Origin of the sequence: Solibacillus daqui (assembly GCF_028747805.1) — a bacterium.
In the GTDB taxonomy this organism is placed as follows: Bacteria; Bacillota; Bacilli; order Bacillales_A; family Planococcaceae; genus Solibacillus; species Solibacillus daqui.
The window spans coordinates 3928909-3950837 of the sequence record NZ_CP114887.1; the positions used below are offsets into that span (position 1 = coordinate 3928909).

Consider the following 21929-nt stretch of genomic DNA (forward strand, 5'->3'; position numbering starts at 1 on the left):
ATTATATGTTTTTTTAACATTCATACTAAAGTTTCCCCAAATAACGAACCAATTAGCGCAACCGCAGCATCTGCTGTTTTATTGCGCTCATCTAAAATCGGATTAACCTCTACAAATTCTGCCGATGTTAGTAATCCGGATTCTTGAATCATTTCCATCGCTAAATGACTTTCACGATACGTAATTCCCCCTGCAACAGGCGTACCTACCCCTGGCGTATACAGTGGATCTAATGCGTCTAAATCCAATGATAAATGCAGTCCATCTACTTGCTGAGTTTTAAAATATTGAAGTGTCTCTTCCATAACATGTGTCATGCCTAAACGATCGATTTCATGCATCGTATACACTTTAATTCCACGTTCTTTAATTAGTACACGCTCTCCATCATCAATCGATCGCCCACCAATAATGATAATATTTTCAGCCTTAATTTTTGCTTCGCTATGCAAAATTGACGTTAAGCGCTCATGCCCTAGCCCAATACTCGTCGCAAGCGGCATACCATGAATATTACCTGATGGCGTTGTTTCTGGTGTATTTAAATCTGCATGCGCATCAAACCAAATAACTCCTAAGTTTTTATACTTCACAGAAAGTCCAGCGAGCGTACCAATTGCAATACTATGATCTCCACCTAATACAAGTGGTGTACGATTATTTTTCACAACAGTATCTACTTTTTCTGCAAGCGTAGTATTCACTCTTACAACTTCTTCTAAATTTAATAGTCGATGATCTTGTTGCTCCACTTCATCAAAATCAACGACCTGAATATTGCCCTCATCCGCAACATCATAACCAAGTGTTTTCAACCTATCCTGTAATCCCGCATAGCGAATCGCACTAGGACCCATATCAACCCCACGTCGTTGCTGACCATAGTCACACGGCACCCCTATAATTGAAATATTTTTATTCTCCATCTTTTGCATCTCCTAACATATCCTTATATTCTAGCTTCACTCTACTTAACTATGCTTAACTTATTAATTTCGAGTTTAAATATGTTTTTCCCTTTTAAAATGCAAAAAATCCCTTACTTAAAGTATTAAGTAAAGGATTGTAATTTTTATATTTAAGTACACTTCTAGATTTCAAAAAATAAAAGTGAGCCATGAAGGACTCGAACCTTCGACCCTCTGATTAAAAGTCAGATGCTCTACCAACTGAGCTAATGGCTCATAAAAAATAAAAAAATGGCTGGGGAACCTGGATTCGAACCAGGGCATGACGGAATCAAAATCCGTTGCCTTACCGCTTGGCTATACCCCAAACATTTTATAGATGGTGGAGGGGGACGGATTCGAACCGCCGAACCCTAAGGAGCGGATTTACAGTCCGCCGCGTTTAGCCACTTCGCTACCCCTCCGACATGTTGTAACACACTGTTTAAAGTTATATGGTGGAGGATGACGGGCTCGAACCGCCGACCCCCTGCTTGTAAGGCAGGTGCTCTCCCAGCTGAGCTAATCCTCCATACTAACAAGTGTTACGTTTTATTTTTTTATGAAGCCTTAAATGGTGACCCGTACGGGATTCGAACCCGTGTTACCGCCGTGAAAGGGCGGTGTCTTAACCACTTGACCAACGGGCCGGATTTTAGCATGTTTGTTGCTCTCTTTAAGACAAGATTTATAATATCATTATTATTAAAAATACGCAATAGCTTTTTAAGAAATTTTTGAAATAATTTTTTTCATTCAACTTTTCAATCTTAAAAAACGCAAAAAAAATGGCTCCGAAGGCAGGACTCGAACCTGCGACCTGCCGGTTAACAGCCGGATGCTCTACCAACTGAGCTACTTCGGAACGCTACTATTATGTAATGATGTACAAGTTATCTCTCGTACATTTATTATTATAGCAACGTTTTAAATTTATACAAGCAGTTTATTAAAATAATTTGAATATTTTACTTTTTATTATTTTTTTTAGAAGAAACGAGAAATTTTCTTCAATTTAAGGTCGCTAAAATCATCACATTTACTTTATAAACGAGGCGATTTCATCTATTAAACCGGTCGCTAATGGTAACTTGGGATCCGAATAGCTGGCAATATTCTGTTCACGATTTCCTTCTATGTCCTTTAACACATGATTCATTTTATCAAAATAATGTATGACCGCTTTGCCGTTTGCCGCTTGCAGGTTTTTTGCATCTGCTTCTGTCACTTGTATATCTTTTTTTCCTTGAAGAATAAGAATCGGCGCTTTAACATTTTTTATTTCCTGCTGTGGATCATATTTCAACCAAGAAATCATATATGGCTGTACAGAAGGTCTAAATAATGATTGTAATTCTGCCGGCACGTTCTCTACCTTTTCCCCCGCCTTTAACTTTCGAAGCGCTTTTTCGGATTCCTGCAATAAGTCAGGCGGTAACATCTCCGTCAGTTGTTCCATTAAAATCTCATCGACTGGTCTACCCGCACCTGCAATCGAGATTAGGGAATCTACTTCATTTTGTTGCGCTGCAATTGTCATAATTAAAGCACCTTCACTATGGCCAAGTAGATGAATTTCATTAAAACGCTTATCTTTTTCTGCATAGTCAATAATCGCTATTACGTCCTGTACATACATATTAAACGTCAAATTCTCTTCCCTTGTAATAAGTGCAGTATTTTCTCCAATTCCGCGCTTATCAAATCGGATTGATGCAATTCCTTGCTCTGCTAAGCTCTCTGCAATCATTTTTAAACCGTTGTTTGCTCCCCCGCCGATTGTATTGCCATCTTTATTCGTAGGACCTGAACCCGCGTGGATAATAACAAGCTCCCCAGTAGGTCGCTCGGGCATTTGCAAAGCTGCTTTAAGTTCTCCGTCTGCAACAGGAATATCTAGTTTTTCATAGGTAACAGCCGCTTCGGTATAAGGTTTTAAGGTAATAGGAAACGATTGTCCATTTTGCGTAAACATACCTTCTAGTTGGTCATCCTTCAGCGTTCCGGTAATATTAATTATTGAGCCTGCCAAATTGATTTTAATCTCGACATCAGAGTCATTATAAACAATCAATTCAAAGGGAAATTCACTTAAACCTTGTGCAGGCACCGAAATATTTCCGCTATTCTTTTCCAAATTTAAAATGATTTCAAGTGGCGACTGGGGAATATCAATCATTCCTTGCCATTTACCTATCAATGCTTCATTCATATTTACAACCTCCTGCTTCGTTTGCCCCTCTATTGGTAATTTACTTGCATTTTCGCTATTACAGGCTGTTAGCAACAATACAGTAGCTAAACTAAAAGCAATCTTTCGCATGGCTTTACCCTCCCGCTTAATTCTTCTTACATTTACGTGTATAACAGGGAAAAGTTTCAAAATAAAAAGGTTCTACTTTTGAGGCGAGCTGTTCCACTTTTGCATAGAGAGACTGAATTAACCGAGGAGTTAGCGCGGTTGCCTGGACGGGGATTAACCTTTCTTTATAAGTTGCCCATATTGCAGTGTATTATTTCTTCAACAAAAAAAGCCACCATATATGATGACTTTTATTCTTATGAATGTTTTGTCCGTACAATCAAGAGCATCATAAAGGAAATAATAACGATGGAAATCACCCACAGCCACGCCATTACCATATTACCGGAATCAATTGCTATATAGATCGCTGTAGAAATATTCTGTGTTTCTCCAGGTATATTACCGGCGAACATTAAGGTAGCACCAAATTCGCCTAAAGCCCGTGCAAAGCTTAATATACTTCCCGAAATAAGCGCCTTAGAAGCTAGGGGAACCGAAATATATAGGAAGACTTTCCATTCATTTGCTCCATCTAACCTTGCCGCTTCTTCAATGTCAGGATTTACTTCTTGAAATCCTGCCTTTGCGGACTGATACATTAGGGGAAATGCTACAACAATGGAAGCAATGACCGCAGCCCACCAAGTAAAAATGATTGGCTGCTTAAAAATCCACTGAATCGCCTGTCCCGCTATGCTATTATTCCCAAAAATAAAGATAAGAAAAAATCCGATAACTGTAGGAGGAAGAACCATTGGAAGCATTAGAATCGTCTCCAAAATGGCCTTCCCCTTAAAAGACTTTCTAGCAAATAGCCGGCCCGCCAAAGTTCCTAATATAATTACGACTATGCCAGATATAATGGATACTTTTAAAGATATCCAGATTGGGCTCCAGAACTCAAGCATAAAACTTTTATTTAGTAGTAAATCCATACTCTTCAAAAACCTTTAAAGTTTTTTCATTTTGTATATACTCGTAAAATTCTCTTGCTGCTTGGTACTGTTTAGAATTTTTAATGATACCAAGAGGATAAATAATAGGAGTATGTGTGGCAGGGTCGGCAGACGCAACAATTTCCACTTTATCTGAAACCAGTGCATCTGTTTTATACACAATTCCAGCTTTCACATTGCCTGTTTCCACGTAGGATAATACTTGACGGACATCCTTTGCATAAACTACTTTTGACTCAACAGTATCCCATATACCCAGCTTTTCAAGCGACTCTCTTGCATACTTTCCTGCAGGTACTGTTTCAGGTATTCCGATTGAAATTTTATCTACTTCTGCTTTCGCAAGATCTTCGAAATCTTTAATAGATTGTTCACCAGTTGGGACAACTAATACGAGTTCATTTCCAAGAAGGTCCAAGCCGTCTTCTTTTGCAATATTTCCTTGCTCAACCAATAAATCAAACTTATCTTCTGCCGCTGAGAAAAAAAGATCAACTGGCGCACCTTGAGAGATTTGCTGTTGCAAGGAACCAGAAGCCCCATAATTGAATTTTAAAGTTACTTCAGGATGTTCTTCCTCATATGTATGCTGTATAACATCCATTGAATCCTTCAAACTTGCTGCTGCTGATATAATTAATTCCACATCTTCCGTGCTTTTTGATACGGATGGAGTTTCTTTATTGTCTGAAGATTGATCTGTGGCCTCGTTATTAGAACACGCCACCATAAACACAAGTAAAAATAATAAAGTACTAATAAATTTAAAACTTTTTTGCATGTTTGCACCTCTTCCGTACTTTCTGCAATTAGTTAAATCGCCTTTCATCTCACAAATTATCCAGGGATTTAGTAAACTGCCCCAACTACACCTTTTTTTACCCTCCACTAATAGGCGGGATAAAAGCGAGTGTATCTCCATCATTCAAAATCACTTCATCTTCAGCAAATTCCTCATTTACAGCGGCCATCATCTGTTGTAAAGATAGTTTAGGGTATTGATTTTCCATCCACACTTTAATTTGACCAACAGTATGACCTGATAGATCTACTCTCAATTCTGATTCACCGATTGCTTCTTGCAAGTGTGCAAATAATAAAATCTTAATCATGAAAGATCTCCTTTTTGATTGGTGGATTTCCTTTTGGATAAGGAACATTTTCTAACTGATCGCCAATCCATTCGGTACCATCTTCCCAATATTCTTTTTTCCAGATGGGGACGATTTGTTTAATGCGGTCGATCGCATATTCGTTAGCCTCATAAGCCACTTTACGGTGCGGGGATGATACCGCAATAACAACGGCAATATCCGTAATTTCTAAATGACCTACACGATGTGTTATGGCCACTTTCACTTCCGGCCATCTCTCTTGTATCTCTTTAGAGATTTGTTTGAACATTTTAATGGCCATTGCTGGATAGGCTTGATATTCCAGATGCAGTGTTTTTTTACCCTTCGTCAATTCACGTACTGTCCCGATAAAAAGCGTAATCGCACCAGCATTTCTGCTAACTACTTTTTGCTTAACTTCCTCAATATCTATTGGTTTATCTACAATTTCAAATAACTGTGTGTTCATGAGCTCCGCCTCATTTCTTTCATTAAAAATTCCATATATTGTGCATTTTCATGAATCGAAAAAGTTGGGTATTCCAGCGGCTTTTCCAGTGGATAGGCTGGCCAATAGATTACACAAATAATATTGGTCACTTTTTCGAGCAATTCTTGATCTTCTATTGTTCGCAAAAGGACAACTTTCGGATAGTGTTCGTTCTTATATCCCTCAATCAGAATGACATCCATGTTAAAGGATGCATAAATCGCTAGAATATCAGCAAGCTGCCAGTTGCTTTGGGAAATACTTATTCGCAAAGTGCCGTCTCCTTCAACTGCGGTCACATGTGCCCCAGCCTGCTCGTGACGGAAACTATCTTTTGAATTGTCGCCAATAGGGATACCGCCATGTCCATGATGCTTGATCGTTCCCACATAGAGTCCCTCAGAAGCGGCTTGTCTAATAAGCTGCTCCATTAATGTGGTCTTCCCACTATTCTGGTAGCCTACTATCTGTATGATTTCACGATATTGTCCCATGGCCACTCACTTCCTTGTAAATCTTCCAGCAATAAAACTTCTACTTGCATGCCTTTTTCGTATCCGCGTGAGCCTCCAGGCAATACAATCAAGACATTGGCATTGGCTAACGAAGAAACCGCACTCGATTTATCAAAACCAGAAGGAACTGCAACTAGTTGACCGTTTTCTTGTGATGCATTCCCTCGCACAAAACGGGTAAACGGATTCGCTTTTTTGAAATCAGCCCCTAAAATAGCCAGCTCTTTGCGAAGATGCGGTTTCTTATTGCCAAATGCTGTCCGGACAATGGGACGTACAAATAATTCAAACCCAACATAGCAAGCAGACGGGTTTCCTGAAAGCCCAAATAATAACTGACCGTCCCTGGCAGCTACAGTTGTTACACTCCCTGGCCGCATTGCCACTTTATTAAACAATACGTCTGCACCAATGGCTTCATAAATCGCAGGCAGGTAATCATAATCACCCACGGAAACGCCTCCAGTTGTAATGAGTATGTCTACTTCCTGTAATGCTTTTTTTACAGCATCAATACATAAATTCAGATCGTCGCTCAATTTGCCGTAATATTTGGCTGTTGCCCCTGCACGTTCAATTTGAGCCATAGTCATATATGCATTACTATTTCGAATCTTGCCAGGCTGCAAAGATTCGTTTGGTTCAAGCAGCTCGCTTCCCGTTGCAATGACACCTACAATGGGTTTACGAAAAACAGGAACTTGATCAAAGCCAAAGGTAGCAAGCAAAGCCACAACACCTGGATTAATATATTGCCCTTTTTCAATAAGGATTGCGCCTTTTTGAACGTCCTCTCCCTTATAGGATATATTTGTTCCAGCTTCAAAAGTTCGCTTAATTGCCATATACATTTGATCATTTTCTTCAAATGAATTTGTCAATTCTAACATGACAACTGCATCACAGCCTTTTGGAATAGGGGCACCTGTCATAATACGCACTGCTTCTCGAACCCCTACTTCTTTTTCGAATAGAAAGCCTGCGCCAATTTCTCCCACGACATGAAAGGTTATTGGATTTTCTGAACTCGCTTCTTCACTATCCGCCGATCGGATTGCATAACCATCATAAGGTGAACGATTAAAAGCTGGTACATCGGCATCTGCTGCAACGTCTTCCGCTAAAAAGCGCCCATGCGCTTGCAGCAATGAGACGAATTCTATTTTCCCTTGTCCCCCCAATTCCATTACACGTTGAACAGCCTCTCCCACTGCTATCGGTTTTCTTTTTTCCAACATCCGAAATCCCCCTTATCCTAATAAACGATGATAAATGCTTTTTGCTTCTTGTATATTCTGAATACCATGAATTACTACTCGTCCATCCTGGAAAATTACGAATCGATAATTTGGTGTTTGCAAAGAAAGTAAATAAAGGTTTTTTTGAATTTCACCGTATGGACGAAGTTGAACAGCAAGTTGACCTAAATTATATTGAATTGGTTTAGGTGGACGAATTTGTACAGCATCACGACCGCATAGTATCTCTGATTTTGTTTGATTTTCATAGGATAAATAGGGATACGTAGGGTTTTTGCCGCAAGATGGACAATCCTCTTTGCGCATTTTCTCCACATTAATTTCATAGTGCTGATTTTGCCAAGCATCAAAAGTTAAGTACGTTTTTCGTCTGGCTTTTTCATCGCCTACCAAAATTTTGAATGCCTCTGTGACTTGATAAGCTGCTACGATTTGAACAGCCGGACTTATAATTCCCACCGTATCGCAAGTCATCCCTGTGTTCGGCATCATTTTCAGCAAACAATGCAGACAAGGTGTAATGCCTGGGACAATTGTATATGTCGCTCCATAACTGCCCACACAGGATCCATAAATCCATGGAATTTGATATTTCTGTGCGATATCATTCATCATAAAGCGAATATCGAAATTATCCGTTGCATCTATCATGAGATCTACACCTTTAAGGAGTCCCTGTAATTCCTCTGTACTGGCATCAAGAATCAACGCGTTGATTTCCAACTCCGAGTTAATGCTCTGGAGTCTCTTTTTTGCAGCAATGACTTTTGGGACTTTTTCCTGTGCATCTTGTTCGGTATACAGTTGCTGCCTTTGTAAGTTGCTCCACTCGACATAATCGCGGTCTATAATCGTCAACTTTCCGATACCTGCTCTAACAAGTGCCTCCGCGCTTGCGCTTCCAAGTGCGCCAACACCAATAATAAGGACATGCTTTTGTTGTAGCAGTTGCTGACCTTTTTCTCCGATTGGGCTGAATAATTGCTGTCTAGAATATCTATTATGCATCAACGTTTTTGCCTTTCTTTTTCTGAATTTTAATTTGACCTTTTTATTTATAGCCTTATAATAAAAGCAATGTTTTTCAATAAAAATCATCTCTGGAAAAGGAGGTATACTCCCTTGCACCCTTCACATCATGATCTCCGTATAGGAGCTGCCATTTTAACCGTGAGCGACACGCGATCAACGGCGGATGATCTTGGCGGCCAACGAATTCAATCATTACTTCGAGAAGCTTCTTTTGAAGTAATAGACTATCAAATAACAAAAGATGAACCATCCGAGATAACAAATCATGTAAAAAAATGGTGTTCAAATCAAAGCATCAATGCGATAATCGTCACTGGCGGAACAGGTTTTACACCAAGAGATCAAACCTATGACACCATTCTCCCCCTTTTCGAAAAAGAAATGGTAGGTTTTGGAGAATTGTTTCGGTCATTAAGTTATGAAGAAATTGGTCCAAAAGCCATGTTTAGTCGTGCAACAGCAGGATGCCGGGAAAAATCCGCCATCTATGTACTGCCAGGTTCCCTCAATGCGGTAACTCTTGCAATGACTAAACTCATTCTCCCTACTGTACAACATTTTGTCGGTGAGCTGGATCGCCTATGAAAATTGCCGGTGTTGTTTTAGCTGGCGGTCAATCTTCTAGGTATGGCCAGCCAAAAATGTTTGAACTGTTTGCTGATCAGCCTTTGTATAAGAATAGTCTTATTGCCTTACAAGAAAATCGGCTACAGCCTTTAATCATCGCTACGAATGCCAGCCTGCAATCGAAATTCGCAGGAGATAAGATCCACATAATTATTGAGGACCAGCCTCATCAGGGACCTTTGTCCGCCTTGCAAAACATCATGATAAATTTCCCTGATGTTGAGTGGTTTTTTATGCTAGCTAGTGATATGCCTTATATGAATGCAGATTTTGTCCAAACCATGCTTACATTTATCGATGATCATTATGATGCGATTGTTCCTGAACAGGTTTCAAGAATACAACCTCTTGCTGCCATTTATCGACGTACTGCCTTATCAAAAGCAACGCGATTAATCCAGCAAAACAAGAAAAGCATGAAAGTTCTGTTAGAGCAAATTCAAGTTTGTTATGTTGATTTTGAAGAAGAATATCCAACATTCGTCAATATCAATACTCCACTCGATTGGTCACAAACAGCTAAAAAGGAGTCAACTTATGAATAATTTTACCCACTGGAACGAAGAAGGTCGCCCTAAGATGGTCGACATTTCAGAAAAAGAAATTTCAAAACGCACAGCCATCGCCCGCAGTACCATTACTTTATCTGATGCTGTCTATGAAGCCATCCAACAAGGCGGCATAAAGAAGGGTGATCCTACACAAGTAGCACAAATTGCAGGGATTATGGGTGCCAAAAAAACAGCAGATATTATCCCGATGTGTCACCCGATCATGCTGCAAGGAACAGATTTCCAATTTGAGTACAAAAAAGCAGATGATGGCTATGAACTTCATATTCAAGCTACCGTAAAATGCAGTGGGAAAACAGGTGTCGAAATGGAAGCATTAACTGCTGTGTCCGTTGCCGCGCTGACATTTTATGATATGTGTAAAGCCGTCGATAAAAATATGGTGATTAAAGAAACCTATCTTGTTCAAAAAACAGGTGGAAAAAGCGGCACTTATATGCATAAATAAGCAGAAAAAATCCGGCAATATTTTGCCGTTTTTTTCTGTTTTTCTTTATCCGCCGATGTGCGACATTTCGATTTTTGATTTTTTTCTTTTTTCCATCGTCTGTTCATTTCGTTCATCAGAATAGCGGTCATTTCTATTCTCCCAAACTTCCGATATGCATTGGGTGATTGTTGCATCATCTGCCTCTGTTCTTAATAATTCTCGTAGATCCGTTCCTTCTGTTGCAAAGAGGCAAGTATATAATATCCCTTCCGCTGAAATACGGGCACGCGAACAAGTTGAACAGAATGAATCTGTTACAGATGATATGACACCTACTTCACCTGTATCATCTAGATATTGATAGCGCGTAGCTACTTCACCTTTATAATTAGGCTCAACTGCTTGGAGCGGAAAAACTTGATGAAGCTGATCAATAATTTCCTTCTTCGACACAACATCGTTCATTCGCCAACCATTTGAGTTCCCTACATCCATATATTCAATAAAACGAAGAATATGCTGTTTGTCTTTGAAAAACTCTGCCATTGAAACAATATCTTGTCCATTTACACCTTTTTGAACTACCATGTTAATTTTCACTAGCAAGCCCGCTTCTGCAGCTTTTTCAATGCCCTCTAATACTGTTTTCACTTTTCCCCTATGACCATTTATCTGGAAGAAACGCCCTTCATTTAACGAATCCAGACTAACCGCAACTCTTGATAATCCTGCTTTCGCCAAGTCACTGGCATATTTTTTCAATAAAGTGCCATTGGTTGTTAAGGCAATGTCTTCTACTCCATCAATACGGTGAATGCGTTCAATTAATTTGGGCAAATCTCTTCGCAGTAAAGGCTCGCCACCTGTAATGCGAACTTTTTTCACACCTAGTGAAACAAAAATCTTTACTAATCGTTCGATTTCTTCAAAACTTAATATTTTATCGGGCGGTAAAAATGCGAAGTCTGGGCCAAATACTTCCGCTGGCATGCAATATTGACAACGAAAATTACAACGATCTGTCACTGATATCCTTAAATCTCTTAGTGGTCTGTGCAATTGATCTCGCAGATTAGTAATTTTTATTCTCCTTCTTTCCTATTAGTCGATTGGTTCATTTGCAGGTAATTGAATACGCTCTTTATGGGTATAAATATTTAGTGTGTTTTGCCTAATAAAACCGACCGTTGTAATCCCCAGCTGCTCCGCCAATTCCAAAGCCAATTCTGTAGGTGCTGACTTGGACAGGACAATTTCACAGCCGATTTTTGAAACTTTTAGTAATATCTCAGACGAAATCCTTCCGCTAAATACAATGATTTTGTCTCTCATACTTATGTTATTTCTTAAGCAATATCCGTAAATTTTATCAAGTGCATTATGACGTCCAATATCCATGCGACTTAAGACAATACCATTCACATCGCATAGTGCTGCATTATGAACACCACCAGTTTTTTGGAATGTCACAGCCGAATTCTGCATCTCCTCCATTAGACGAAAACAATCATCTGTTGTAATGCGCACATTAATACCTTCCATTTTTTTGGATACTAATGCATCATTAACAAAAACGAAACCTTGGCGGCTCATGCCACAACAAGAAGTGATATAGCGTTTATTTTGAACTTGTTGATAGATAGGATTTATTTGCTTTGTTTTAACATGCACAAAACCATCTTTTTCCTGGTACCAAATTTCTTCAATATCCTCAAAACTGCGAATGATTCGTTCTGATGCTAAATATCCCACTACCATATCTTCTACATACTCCGGTGTGGAAACCATTGTAACGAATTCTTGCTGATTAATCTTAATTGTGACCGCGTGTTCTGTGACAACTAGATCTTCTATTTCTTTAACTTGATTATTTTCAATGCGCAGAATTTCTCGGGTTACTGCTTTTTTCATAAGTTAACCTCTTTATTCACTAATATTTTTCTCAAAAATAAAAACAGAAATAGCAAAATCTTCTTCAATTTTGATATCTGTAAATAAATGGAGTAGCTTTGTGCCCATCAATTCTTCCATACCTTCCGGGGTTGCTTTATAATACAAATCTTGGATCATGCTTGTACGTGCTGCATGAACCATTTTTAACCCTTCCGGTGTACTCGCAATAAACTTTTCTGTTGGTGTAAGATTGCCATGCAATGTTGAAATTGCCATGTTTTCTGTAAAAATAGTATGAATACGCTCTGGTCCTTTACCAAATAATTCTTTACGCAGTTTTCGAATAATATCGTTAAATTCATGTATTTTTTTTGACATTCTGATGATTCTCCTAACGTAAATATACTTTTTTTCCTTTGTTTTCCGTGATGGCACCCTTACATTTTGTTAATAATATAGCAACTTAAAAAAAATTTAAAGGAAAAATAATTTTAGGTAATGATTAACTTGAATCGAAATTTACGATAAATATTGTCCATTTTGAATGAAAACGCTATAATAAACATATTACAAATGGAATTGATCTATTTTGTTTCATATGTCTTGGTTTCACAAAAAAAGTGGAACTATTTGCAGATGGGGTCATAATATTTGAGTTCTATTGTTACATCTAAAAAATTAAAAGTAGATTGAGTTTTTAGCACGGCCTGCTATGAATTTTATCCACCATGATTAATCAGCATGTGAGAACCATGCCGTTTCATGGTGGATTTTTTTATTTTTTAGACATGTCAGCAATTTGAAAACCTCGCTAATGAATCGTTTTTAAATCACTCATGTTTAGAAACGCCGGTAAATCCGGAATAGCATTTTATAAGTTCATCCTAACAAAAGATAACAAGATAATGATTATTCCGAATCACCAACTGAACGTTCTATTTCGCTTTACCATAAGCATTAACCTGTTTTCATATAATTGATTGACACATAGCAAAAGGAGGAGTTTACCTTGACTAACATTAAAATTAATGGCGTACCGTATGAAGCAGCAGAAGGAGCTACAATTCTTGAGACCATTAATCGATATTCAATTGCCCATCCGCAGATTTGTCACGTACCTGCCGTTGACCCCATCGAAACTTGTGATACATGTATCGTTGAAGTGGGTGGACAATTAGTTCGTTCTTGTTCAACAAAAGCGATTGACGGTATGGATATCCAACTTACTTCTGAGAAGGCGAAAGCAGCACAAACAGAAGCAATGGACCGTCTACTAGAAAACCACTTATTGTACTGTACCGTTTGTGATAACAACAACGGCAATTGTAAATTCCATAACACAGCAGAATTGATGGAAATTGAACATCAGAAATATCCTTTTGAGCCAAAAGTAGATCCACATGAAGTGGACATGTCCCATCCATTTTACCGATATGATCCTAACCAATGTATCGCATGTGGACAATGTGTAGAAGTCTGTCAAAACTTACAGGTTAATGAAACATTATCCCTGGATTGGGAAGCAGAACGGCCACGCGTTATTTGGGATACTGGCGTTAACATTAATGATTCTTCCTGTGTGAGTTGCGGACAATGTGTAACCGTATGTCCATGTAACGCTTTAATGGAAAAATCCATGCTTGGAGAAGCTGGATTTATGACCGGGATTAAACAGGATATGTTAGATCCGATGATCAATTTGATCAAAGAAGTTGAACCAGGATATAGCGGTATCTTCGCAGTATCAGAAGTCGAAGCTGCCATGCGCAGTAAACGTACTAAAAAAACAAAAACCGTTTGTACTTTTTGTGGTGTAGGCTGTTCGTTTGAAGTTTGGACAAAGGGACGCAAAATTTTAAAAGTAGAACCATCTGAAGGTCCGGTAAATGCGATTTCTACTTGTATAAAAGGGAAATTCGGCTGGGACTTCGTCAACTCTGAAGAACGAATTACAAAACCACTAATTCGTAAAAACGATGTATTTATCGAATCATCATGGGATGAGGCATTAGATTTGATTACTGAAAAACTTGGCGGTATTCAAAAAGAATTTGGCCCTGGTTCTGTTGGTTTTATCTCTTCTTCAAAAATTACGAATGAAGAAAACTACTTAATTCAAAAAATGGCACGTCAATTATTTGGCACAAACGACGTTGATAACTGTTCACGTTATTGCCAATCTCCAGCTACAGATGGCTTATTGCGCACAGTTGGTTTTGGCGGTGATGCAGGGACAATCCAAGATATTGCGAAAGCTGGTCTTGTTATTATTGTTGGGGCAAACCCTACAGAAGGTCACCCTGTTTTAGCGACTCGCGTAAAACGTGCCCACAAGTTACATGGTCAAAAATTAATCGTTGCCGATGTTCGCAAGCACGAAATGGCTGAACGCTCTGACATCTTCATGCGTCCAAAACAAGGTACTGACCAAGTTTGGTTAATGGCTGTTACAAAATATATAATTGATCAAGGTTGGCATGACGAAGCCTTCATTAAAGAGAATGTCAATTTCTATGATGATTTCAAGCATATCCTTGAAAAATACACACTCGACTATGCAGAAGAAATGACAGGCATTTCTAAAGAGGTATTGATCAATGTTGCCGAAATGATTCGTGATGCTGATGGTACATGTGTTCTTTGGGGTATGGGTGTTACACAAAATACAGGTGGTTCTTATACTTCAGCAGCTATTTCAAATCTTCTTTTAGCTACTGGTAACTATCGCCGTCCAGGTGCAGGTGCCTACCCTCTTCGTGGTCACAACAATGTACAAGGTGCTTGTGACATGGGTACATTACCAAACCTATTACCAGGCTATCAAAAAGTCACAGATGACGAGGCACGTGCTAAGTTTGAAAAAGCATATGGTGTTGAAATTCAACCACAACCAGGTCGTACAAATCCGCAAATGTTGGATGCGATTATGGAAGGTAAAATGAAAGCTATGTATCTAGTAGGTGAAGATATGGCTCTCGTAGATGCAGATGCGAACCACGTAGATAAAGTTCTTTCATCTTTAGACTTCTTTGTTGTACAAGATGTATTCTTATCACGCACAGCTCAATATGCAGATGTTATTTTACCAGCAGCACCATCTCTTGAAAAAGAAGGTACATTTACGAATACAGAACGTCGTGTTCAACGCTTATATCAAGTTTTACCAACACTTGGTGAATCAAAAGCGGATTGGGAAATCCTTCAAGCAGTAGCTTGTCGCTTAGGAGCAGACTGGAATTACAGCCACCCTAGTGAAATCTATGACGAAATGGCTAGTCTTTCTCCAATTTTCTCTGGAAATAACTACGATGTATTAGAAGATTGGGGCAGCTTCCTGTGGGGTAGCCATGATGGTACAAATACACCATTACTATACGTAGATGGCTTTAACTTCCCTGATAAAAAAGCTCGTTTTGCTTTAAACGATTGGGTAAAACCTGTTGAATATGAAGCACAGTACGATTGTCACATTAACAATGGACGTATGCTAGAACACTTCCACGAAGGAAACATGACAAATAAATCAAAAGGTATTCAATCAAAAGTACCTGAAATTTTCGTAGAAGTATCACCAGAATTAGCGAAAGAAAGAGGCATTGAAGATGGAACTCTATTACGTTTAGTTTCTCCGAATGGCGCACTAAAATTAAACGCCCTTGTAACAGATCGTGTACAAGGTAACGAGCTATTCTTACCAATGAACTCTACTAGCAAAGATTCAGCGATCAACTTCTTAACAGGTTCAGCTGCTGATGTTAATACATCAACACCTGCCTATAAACAAACAAAAGTTAGAGTGGAAGTACTGAAAGCAAAAGGAAAATCACCACTTCCTAGAACAAATCCAAGAAACAAAGAGCGTCACCCACAAAACGGTGTCGAAGTACAACGTAAATGGAATCGACCTGGCTACGTTCACTTAACAACAAATTAATGGAAGGGAGTGAAATGTATGGCTGCACCAATTAACACCATTAAAAAACAACAATTAACAGAAGAACAATTAAAAGAACAAAAACTAGAAAATTTAAAACATCTTCTTTCCGAAAATGAAGACACAGTAAATCAAGTGTTTACTATCATGGCCGAGTTAAATGATATTGGCGCACTAGAAGCTGCTACAAAACTTCTTGAAGCAAAAGAAGATGTTGCCCATATTGCACTTGGTCAGTTGACTCGCAAACCAGTTACGAATCTCATCAACAACTTAATGGGTGCTGCAGGTGCTTTAACGAACTTGAATCCAGAAACAACAACAAAGCTAATAGACAGTTTAACTATCGGCTTAGATGAAGCAAACAAAGCATTAGAAAGTGACGAAAAAATCAGTGTCTTCAAGTTGGCAAAGCTGATGAAAGATCCAGATGTCAATCGGGCATTAAACTTTGGCATCCACTTCTTACAAGGGCTTGGCAAAGGCTTAAAATAGAAACGAGGTTTGTTAAATGCTAACAAATGAGAACATTTTAAATGCACTGAAAGAAGTTAATGACCCAGAACTTCATAAAAGCGTCGTTGAGTTAAATATGGTGCGCAATATACAAATTGAAGGGACGCATATCTCACTTGACGTGATCTTAACGATTCAAGGCTGCCCATTAAAAGCAAAGATTCAACAAGATATTGAACAAGCTTTAAAAGAACTTGGCGCTACAAGTGTCTCCCTTACATTCGGTTCAATGACAGATGAAGAACGCCGCAATTTAACAGCTTCTTTAAAAAATCAAAATGTGACAGATCAAGGGATGCCTAAGATGCTTAAGCCTGATTCCGGCGTCAAATTCATCGCCGTAACGAGTGGTAAAGGCGGTGTTGGAAAATCGACTGTTACGATTAACTTAGCAGTTGCCCTTGCCCGTCTTGGAAAAAATGTCGGTATTTTAGATGCTGACATTTATGGCTTTAGTATTCCTGCTATGATGAAGATAAATCAAAAACCAACAATGCTTGACCAAACTGCTATTCCTGTTGTGAGTGATGGAGTAAAAATCATGTCGATGGGCTTTTTTGCAAAGGACAATCAACCTGTCATGTGGCGTGGCCCAATGCTCAATAAATGGATTCGCAATTTTCTTGTCAACACTCATTGGGGCAATTTGGATTATCTGCTGCTGGATTTACCGCCCGGAACAGGAGATATTGCCATCGATGTGGCGGCAATGATACCGCAAGCACAAGAAATAATTGTAACAACACCGCATAATGCTGCTTCTCATGTAGCCTCACGTGCAGGTTTGATGGCTCAGCACACCAAACATACCATTTTAGGTGTTATTGAAAATATGGCTTACTTTGAAAATTCAGATGGCGAAAAGCACTATCTTTTCGGTCAAGGTGGTGCCGAACAATTAGCAGATGAACTTGATGCAAATGTCATTGCCCAAGTTCCATTTGCTCACCCTGAGGAAAATACCGGTTCTTCGGTTTATGATGAAGACTCCATTATTGGTGAAATATTTACGCATCTTGCAGAAGATATTATTCATCAAAAAGATATAGAATTCTCAGCTTTATAGGAACCTTCTCCTTAATATAATAGAAAATACTCAAGCAACCAGTCGTAGGATGTCCCCTGTAACTGGTTGCTTTTTGTTAGATGGATTATTCCCAAAGAAAAAACATCTCCATATTGAATGTTCGGCAACTAAACCCGAAATTAATTGAAGATGCTTTTATTATTTATTTTAATATAAGTTCTTTAAAACGTACGATGATTTTATTTAAATGTATTTCAATTAGACATCTCACTATTTATAGTATATACCCCGCTCTTTTTAAAACCTGCATAAAATAAAAGCGATACGTATTTTCAACAAAATTGTCTAATGGCAACCCCACATTCAATTGATACTTCGTAAAAATAAAATAAAATCTTTTATCCCATTTTAAACGCAATAATTCACCCGCTTCTTCGCCATATTTCTCGGTAAACTCTGTAATTAAAGGCTCGATTATATGAAAGCAGTAATTTTTTAAGTTTTCAAGAGCCTCGATATCTTTTTGCTTTTGAAAACGCATAATCCAATCTGCTAATTGTTCGTTCATTGTGTTGCCATCTTTCTATCTATGGTTTTCTTCCTATTTATTATATCATTTTTTATTCATCTTTACGGATTGATTTTTGCCTGCTCTCGCCTAGCTAGTTCTTTTAATAATAGTTGATAGATATACTTCATGTGCCATAAACGAAACCTTGTTTACTGCCTCAGCTTTATGGACTCATTGCAATTGCTTGCAGCTGCAAAATGGACTCATACAGCAAAAAACCAAAGGAAGCGTCCGAAAAATTACTTTAGGATGCCTTCTTTGGTTTTAATTTTTATATTCATACAACGCCGAGGCATCGTTGATAGATTCCCTCGTCATTTCATAGTGACTTATGTACTTATTTATTTGCATTAAAAAAGCCACTACTGACTAAATCAGCAGCGACTTTTTGAGCGAAGCGACGTCCTACTCTCACAGGGGGAAACCCCAACTACCATCGGCGCTAAAGAGCTTAACTTCTGTGTTCGGTATGGGAACAGGTGTGACCTCTTTGCCATCATCACTTCACTTATTAAATTGAAAGATTGTTCTTTCAAAACTGGATAAACGGTTCATTGATTTTCGTAAACATGTGGTTAAGTCCTCGACCGATTAGTATTCGTCAGCTACATGTGTCGCCACACTTCCACCTCGAACCTATCTACCTGATCGTCTTTCAGGGGTCTTACTTACTTGCGTAATGGGAAATCTCATCTTGAGGGGGCTTCATGCTTAGATGCTTTCAGCACTTATCCCGTCCACACATAGCTACCCAGCGATGCCTTTGGCAAGACAACTGGTACACCAGCGGTGTGTCCATCCCGGTCCTCTCGTACTAAGGACAGCTCCTCTCAAATTTCCTACGCCCACGACGGATAGGGACCGAACTGTCTCACGACGTTCTGAACCCAGCTCGCGTACCGCTTTAATGGGCGAACAGCCCAACCCTTGGGACCGACTACAGCCCCAGGATGCGATGAGCCGACATCGAGGTGCCAAACCTCCCCGTCGATGTGGACTCTTGGGGGAGATAAGCCTGTTATCCCCGGGGTAGCTTTTATCCGTTGAGCGATGGCCCTTCCATGCGGAACCACCGGATCACTAAGCCCGTCTTTCGACCCTGCTCGACTTGTAGGTCTCGCAGTCAAGCTCCCTTATGCCTTTACACTCTACGAATGATTTCCAACCATTCTGAGGGAACCTTTGGGCGCCTCCGTTACCTTTTAGGAGGCGACCGCCCCAGTCAAACTGTCCGCCTGACACTGTCTCCTACCCCGCTAAGGGGCATGGGTTAGAAGTTCAATACAACCAGGGTAGTATCCCACCGACGCCTCCTTCGAAGCTGGCGCTCCGAGATCTCTGGCTCCTACCTATCCTGTACAAGTTGTACCAAAATTCAATATCAAGCTACAGTAAAGCTCCACGGGGTCTTTCCGTCCTGTCGCGGGTAACCTGCATCTTCACAGGTACTATAATTTCACCGAGTCTCTCGTTGAGACAGTGCCCAGATCGTTACGCCTTTCGTGCGGGTCGGAACTTACCCGACAAGGAATTTCGCTACCTTAGGACCGTTATAGTTACGGCCGCCGTTTACTGGGGCTTCAATTCGCAGCTTCGCTTGCGCTAACCACTCCTCTTAACCTTCCAGCACCGGGCAGGCGTCAGCCCCTATACGTCACCTTACGGTTTTGCAGAGACCTGTGTTTTTGCTAAACAGTCGCCTGGGCCTATTCACTGCGGCTCTCTCGGGCTATACACCCTACCAGAGCACCCCTTCTCCCGAAGTTACGGGGTCATTTTGCCGAGTTCCTTAACGAGAGTTCTCTCGCACACCTTAGGATTCTCTCCTCGACTACCTGTGTCGGTTTGCGGTACGGGTACCTCCCACCTCGATAGAGGCTTTTCTTGGCAGTGTGAGATCAGGAACTTCCTCCATACGGAGTCGTCATCACAGCTCAATGTTAAAGTACGCGGATTTGCCTACGCACACACCTTACTGCTTGAACAGAGACAACCAACGCTCTGCTTACCCTACCCTACTGCGTCCCCCCATTTCTCAAACGGTGGGGAGGTAGTACAGGAATATCAACCTGTTATCCATCGCCTACGCCTATCGGCCTCGGCTTAGGTCCCGACTAACCCTGAGCGGACGAGCCTTCCTCAGGAAACCTTAGTCATACGGTGCATGGGATTCTCACCCATGTTTCGCTACTCATACCGGCATTCTCACTTCTAAGCGCTCCACCAGTCCTTCCGGTCTGACTTCAACGCCCTTAGAACGCTCTCCTACCACGCATACCAACGGTATGCATCCACAGCTTCGGTGAATCGTTTAGCCCCGATACATTTTCGGCGCAGCGTCACTCGACCAGTGAGCTATTACGCACTCTTTAAATGATGGCTGCTTCTAAGCCAACATCCTGGTTGTCTAAGCAACGCCACATCCTTTTCCACTTAACGATTACTTTGGGACCTTAGCTGGTGGTCTGGGCTGTTTCCCTTTTGACTACGGATCTTATCACTCGCAGTCTGACTCCCGTGTATAAATATCCGGCATTCGGAGTTTGTCTGAATTCGGTAAAGCGAGATGCCCCCTAGTCCAAACAGTGCTCTACCTCCGGTATTCTCAATCACGAGGCTAGCCCTAAAGCTATTTCGGAGAGAACCAGCTATCTCCAAGTTCGATTGGAATTTCTCCGCTACCCACACCTCATCCCCGCACTTTTCAACGTGCGTGGGTTCGGACCTCCAGTAAGTGTTACCTCACCTTCATCCTGGACATGGGTAGATCACCTGGTTTCGGGTCTACGACCACGTACTAATTCGCCCTATTCAGACTCGCTTTCGCTGCGGCTCCGTCTTATCAACTTAACCTCGCACGTAATCGTAACTCGCCGGTTCATTCTACAAAAGGCACGCTATCACCCATTAACGGGCTCTAACTACTTGTAGGCACACGGTTTCAGGATCTATTTCACTCCCCTTCCGGGGTGCTTTTCACCTTTCCCTCACGGTACTGGTTCACTATCGGTCACTAGGTAGTATTTAGCCTTGGGAGATGGTCCTCCCAGATTCCGACGGAATTTCACGTGTTCCGCCGTACTCAGGATCCACTCTGGAGGGACTGAACTTTTGACTACAGGGCTTTTACCTTGTTTCGCGGACCTTTCCAAGTCGCTTCGTCTAATCCAATCTTTTGTAACTCCGTATAGAGTGTCCTACAACCCCAAAGAGCAAGCTCTTTGGTTTGGGCTCTTCCCGTTTCGCTCGCCGCTACTCAGGGAATCGAATTTTCTTTCTGTTCCTGCAGGTACTTAGATGTTTCAGTTCCCTGCGTCTGTCCTCATCACGCTATGTATTCACGTGTAGATACTATCCGATTAAAGATAGTGGGTTCCCCCATTCGGAAATCCCCGGATCAAAGCTTACTTACAGCTCCCCGAGGCATATCGGTGTTAGTGCCGTCCTTCATCGACTCCTAGTGCCAAGGCATCCACCGTGCGCCCTTATTAACTTAACCAAAAGTTAAACTTACTTAAAAAGTAAGATTTTAAGGATATTGCACGATCAATTTCTTGATCTATGTTTGTTTATTACTTATCAATGTCGTTTTATCCAGTTTTCAAAGAACAAAGCAGCGAACTTCCATCACATCGTGACTAAGCTTCACTGAATTTGCTTCATGCAGTCTTGCGGCAATAGCGCTAGCGGCAGGAACAAATATTTTTTTTGAAGTATTCCATTCAATTAAGAATAAACCT

19 protein-coding genes, 6 tRNA genes and 2 rRNA genes are annotated in these 21929 nt (G+C 40.3%); 6 read left to right on the forward strand and 21 right to left on the reverse strand.

The genetic code is table 11. The features are described from left to right. Positions 1–20 precede the first annotated feature (20 nt). The 15 genes from rocF to O7776_RS19430 all read right to left on the reverse strand — a co-directional run bounded on the left by rocF (position 21) and on the right by O7776_RS19430 (position 8595). A complete protein-coding gene (gene rocF / locus O7776_RS19360) occupies positions 21–926 on the reverse strand; it encodes an arginase (RefSeq protein WP_274308519.1) in 906 nt (301 codons plus the stop codon). 185 nt (positions 927–1111) lie between these two features. Then, a tRNA-Lys gene (locus O7776_RS19365) sits at positions 1112–1184 on the reverse strand. Between the two features lie 16 nt (positions 1185–1200). Further along, positions 1201–1275, reverse strand: a tRNA-Gln gene (locus O7776_RS19370). A 13-nt stretch (positions 1276–1288) separates the two neighbouring features. Beyond that, positions 1289–1372, reverse strand: a tRNA-Tyr gene (locus O7776_RS19375). A gap of 31 nt (positions 1373–1403) precedes the next feature. Then, a tRNA-Val gene (locus O7776_RS19380) sits at positions 1404–1479 on the reverse strand. 43 nt (positions 1480–1522) lie between these two features. After that, positions 1523–1597: transfer RNA gene (locus O7776_RS19385), tRNA-Glu, on the reverse strand. Between the two features lie 139 nt (positions 1598–1736). Further along, positions 1737–1812 (reverse strand) — tRNA-Asn (locus O7776_RS19390). A gap of 174 nt (positions 1813–1986) precedes the next feature. Then, positions 1987–3270 (reverse strand): alpha/beta fold hydrolase, encoded by a 1284-nt coding sequence (locus tag O7776_RS19395; protein ID WP_274308520.1) that lies wholly within the window; start codon positions 3268–3270, stop codon positions 1987–1989. A 236-nt stretch (positions 3271–3506) separates the two neighbouring features. Then, positions 3507–4187 (reverse strand): molybdate ABC transporter permease subunit, encoded by a 681-nt coding sequence (modB, locus tag O7776_RS19400; RefSeq protein ID WP_274308521.1) that lies wholly within the window; start codon positions 4185–4187, stop codon positions 3507–3509. Then, on the reverse strand, positions 4168–4989 hold the full coding sequence (modA, locus tag O7776_RS19405) for a molybdate ABC transporter substrate-binding protein (RefSeq protein ID WP_274308522.1): 822 nt from the start codon (positions 4987–4989) through the stop codon (positions 4168–4170). The genes modB and modA overlap by 20 nt, the downstream gene beginning before the upstream one ends. 97 nt (positions 4990–5086) lie before the next feature. After that, positions 5087–5320, reverse strand: coding sequence for a molybdopterin converting factor subunit 1 (gene moaD, locus O7776_RS19410; RefSeq protein ID WP_274308523.1), 234 nt, complete (start codon positions 5318–5320; stop codon positions 5087–5089). Further along, positions 5313–5792, reverse strand: a complete 480-nt coding sequence (locus tag O7776_RS19415) for a molybdenum cofactor biosynthesis protein MoaE (protein ID WP_274308524.1) — start codon at positions 5790–5792, stop codon at positions 5313–5315. The genes moaD and O7776_RS19415 overlap by 8 nt, the downstream gene beginning before the upstream one ends. Beyond that, a complete protein-coding gene (mobB, locus tag O7776_RS19420; protein ID WP_274308525.1) occupies positions 5789–6307 on the reverse strand; it encodes a molybdopterin-guanine dinucleotide biosynthesis protein B in 519 nt (172 codons plus the stop codon). Before mobB ends, O7776_RS19415 begins: the two co-directional genes overlap by 4 nt. Beyond that, positions 6277–7566 carry a molybdopterin molybdotransferase MoeA gene (locus tag O7776_RS19425; protein ID WP_274308526.1) on the reverse strand — a complete coding sequence of 430 codons (1290 nt, stop codon included), beginning with the start codon at positions 7564–7566 and terminating at the stop codon, positions 6277–6279. Before O7776_RS19425 ends, mobB begins: the two co-directional genes overlap by 31 nt. A gap of 12 nt (positions 7567–7578) precedes the next feature. Continuing rightward, positions 7579–8595: a thiazole biosynthesis adenylyltransferase ThiF gene (locus O7776_RS19430; RefSeq protein ID WP_274310549.1), complete on the reverse strand. Its 1017-nt coding sequence runs from the start codon at positions 8593–8595 to the stop codon at positions 7579–7581. A 114-nt stretch (positions 8596–8709) separates the two neighbouring features. Between O7776_RS19430 and O7776_RS19435 the strand changes: the two genes are divergently transcribed. Genes O7776_RS19435 through moaC form a run of 3 tightly spaced genes read left to right on the forward strand, consistent with a single transcriptional unit; the run spans position 8710 to position 10266 of the window. Then, positions 8710–9204, forward strand: coding sequence for a MogA/MoaB family molybdenum cofactor biosynthesis protein (locus O7776_RS19435; protein WP_274308527.1), 495 nt, complete (start codon positions 8710–8712; stop codon positions 9202–9204). After that, positions 9201–9791, forward strand: coding sequence for a molybdenum cofactor guanylyltransferase (locus tag O7776_RS19440; RefSeq protein ID WP_274308528.1), 591 nt, complete (start codon positions 9201–9203; stop codon positions 9789–9791). Before O7776_RS19435 ends, O7776_RS19440 begins: the two co-directional genes overlap by 4 nt. After that, positions 9784–10266, forward strand: coding sequence for a cyclic pyranopterin monophosphate synthase MoaC (gene moaC, locus O7776_RS19445; RefSeq protein ID WP_274308529.1), 483 nt, complete (start codon positions 9784–9786; stop codon positions 10264–10266). Before O7776_RS19440 ends, moaC begins: the two co-directional genes overlap by 8 nt. Before the next feature lie 45 nt (positions 10267–10311). Here moaC and moaA read toward each other — a convergent pair whose 3' ends face one another. Genes moaA through O7776_RS19460 form a run of 3 tightly spaced genes read right to left on the reverse strand, consistent with a single transcriptional unit; the run spans position 10312 to position 12519 of the window. After that, positions 10312–11328 (reverse strand): GTP 3',8-cyclase MoaA, encoded by a 1017-nt coding sequence (gene moaA / locus O7776_RS19450; protein WP_274310550.1) that lies wholly within the window; start codon positions 11326–11328, stop codon positions 10312–10314. 21 nt (positions 11329–11349) lie between these two features. Further along, positions 11350–12159: a formate dehydrogenase accessory sulfurtransferase FdhD gene (fdhD, locus tag O7776_RS19455; RefSeq protein WP_274308530.1), complete on the reverse strand. Its 810-nt coding sequence runs from the start codon at positions 12157–12159 to the stop codon at positions 11350–11352. A gap of 12 nt (positions 12160–12171) precedes the next feature. Beyond that, positions 12172–12519, reverse strand: a complete 348-nt coding sequence (locus O7776_RS19460; RefSeq protein WP_274308531.1) for a Na-translocating system protein MpsC family protein — start codon at positions 12517–12519, stop codon at positions 12172–12174. A 631-nt stretch (positions 12520–13150) separates the two neighbouring features. Between O7776_RS19460 and fdhF the strand changes: the two genes are divergently transcribed. The 3 genes from fdhF to O7776_RS19475 are packed head-to-tail and all read left to right on the forward strand — an operon-like array spanning position 13151 to position 17657. Then, positions 13151–16075 (forward strand): formate dehydrogenase subunit alpha, encoded by a 2925-nt coding sequence (fdhF, locus tag O7776_RS19465; RefSeq protein WP_274308532.1) that lies wholly within the window; start codon positions 13151–13153, stop codon positions 16073–16075. A gap of 18 nt (positions 16076–16093) precedes the next feature. Then, positions 16094–16570 carry a helical membrane plugin domain-containing protein gene (locus O7776_RS19470; protein ID WP_274308533.1) on the forward strand — a complete coding sequence of 159 codons (477 nt, stop codon included), beginning with the start codon at positions 16094–16096 and terminating at the stop codon, positions 16568–16570. A 16-nt stretch (positions 16571–16586) separates the two neighbouring features. Beyond that, positions 16587–17657: a P-loop NTPase gene (locus O7776_RS19475; RefSeq protein WP_274308534.1), complete on the forward strand. Its 1071-nt coding sequence runs from the start codon at positions 16587–16589 to the stop codon at positions 17655–17657. Between the two features lie 235 nt (positions 17658–17892). On the opposite strand, the gene O7776_RS19480 is transcribed toward O7776_RS19475, so the two are convergent. The 3 genes from O7776_RS19480 to O7776_RS19490 all read right to left on the reverse strand — a co-directional run bounded on the left by O7776_RS19480 (position 17893) and on the right by O7776_RS19490 (position 21688). After that, positions 17893–18186, reverse strand: a complete 294-nt coding sequence (locus O7776_RS19480) for a hypothetical protein (protein WP_274308535.1) — start codon at positions 18184–18186, stop codon at positions 17893–17895. 395 nt (positions 18187–18581) lie between these two features. Continuing rightward, positions 18582–18696: ribosomal RNA gene (rrf, locus tag O7776_RS19485) — 5S ribosomal RNA — on the reverse strand. A gap of 64 nt (positions 18697–18760) precedes the next feature. Beyond that, positions 18761–21688: ribosomal RNA gene (locus O7776_RS19490) — 23S ribosomal RNA — on the reverse strand. Between the last annotated feature and the right edge of the window lie 241 nt (positions 21689–21929).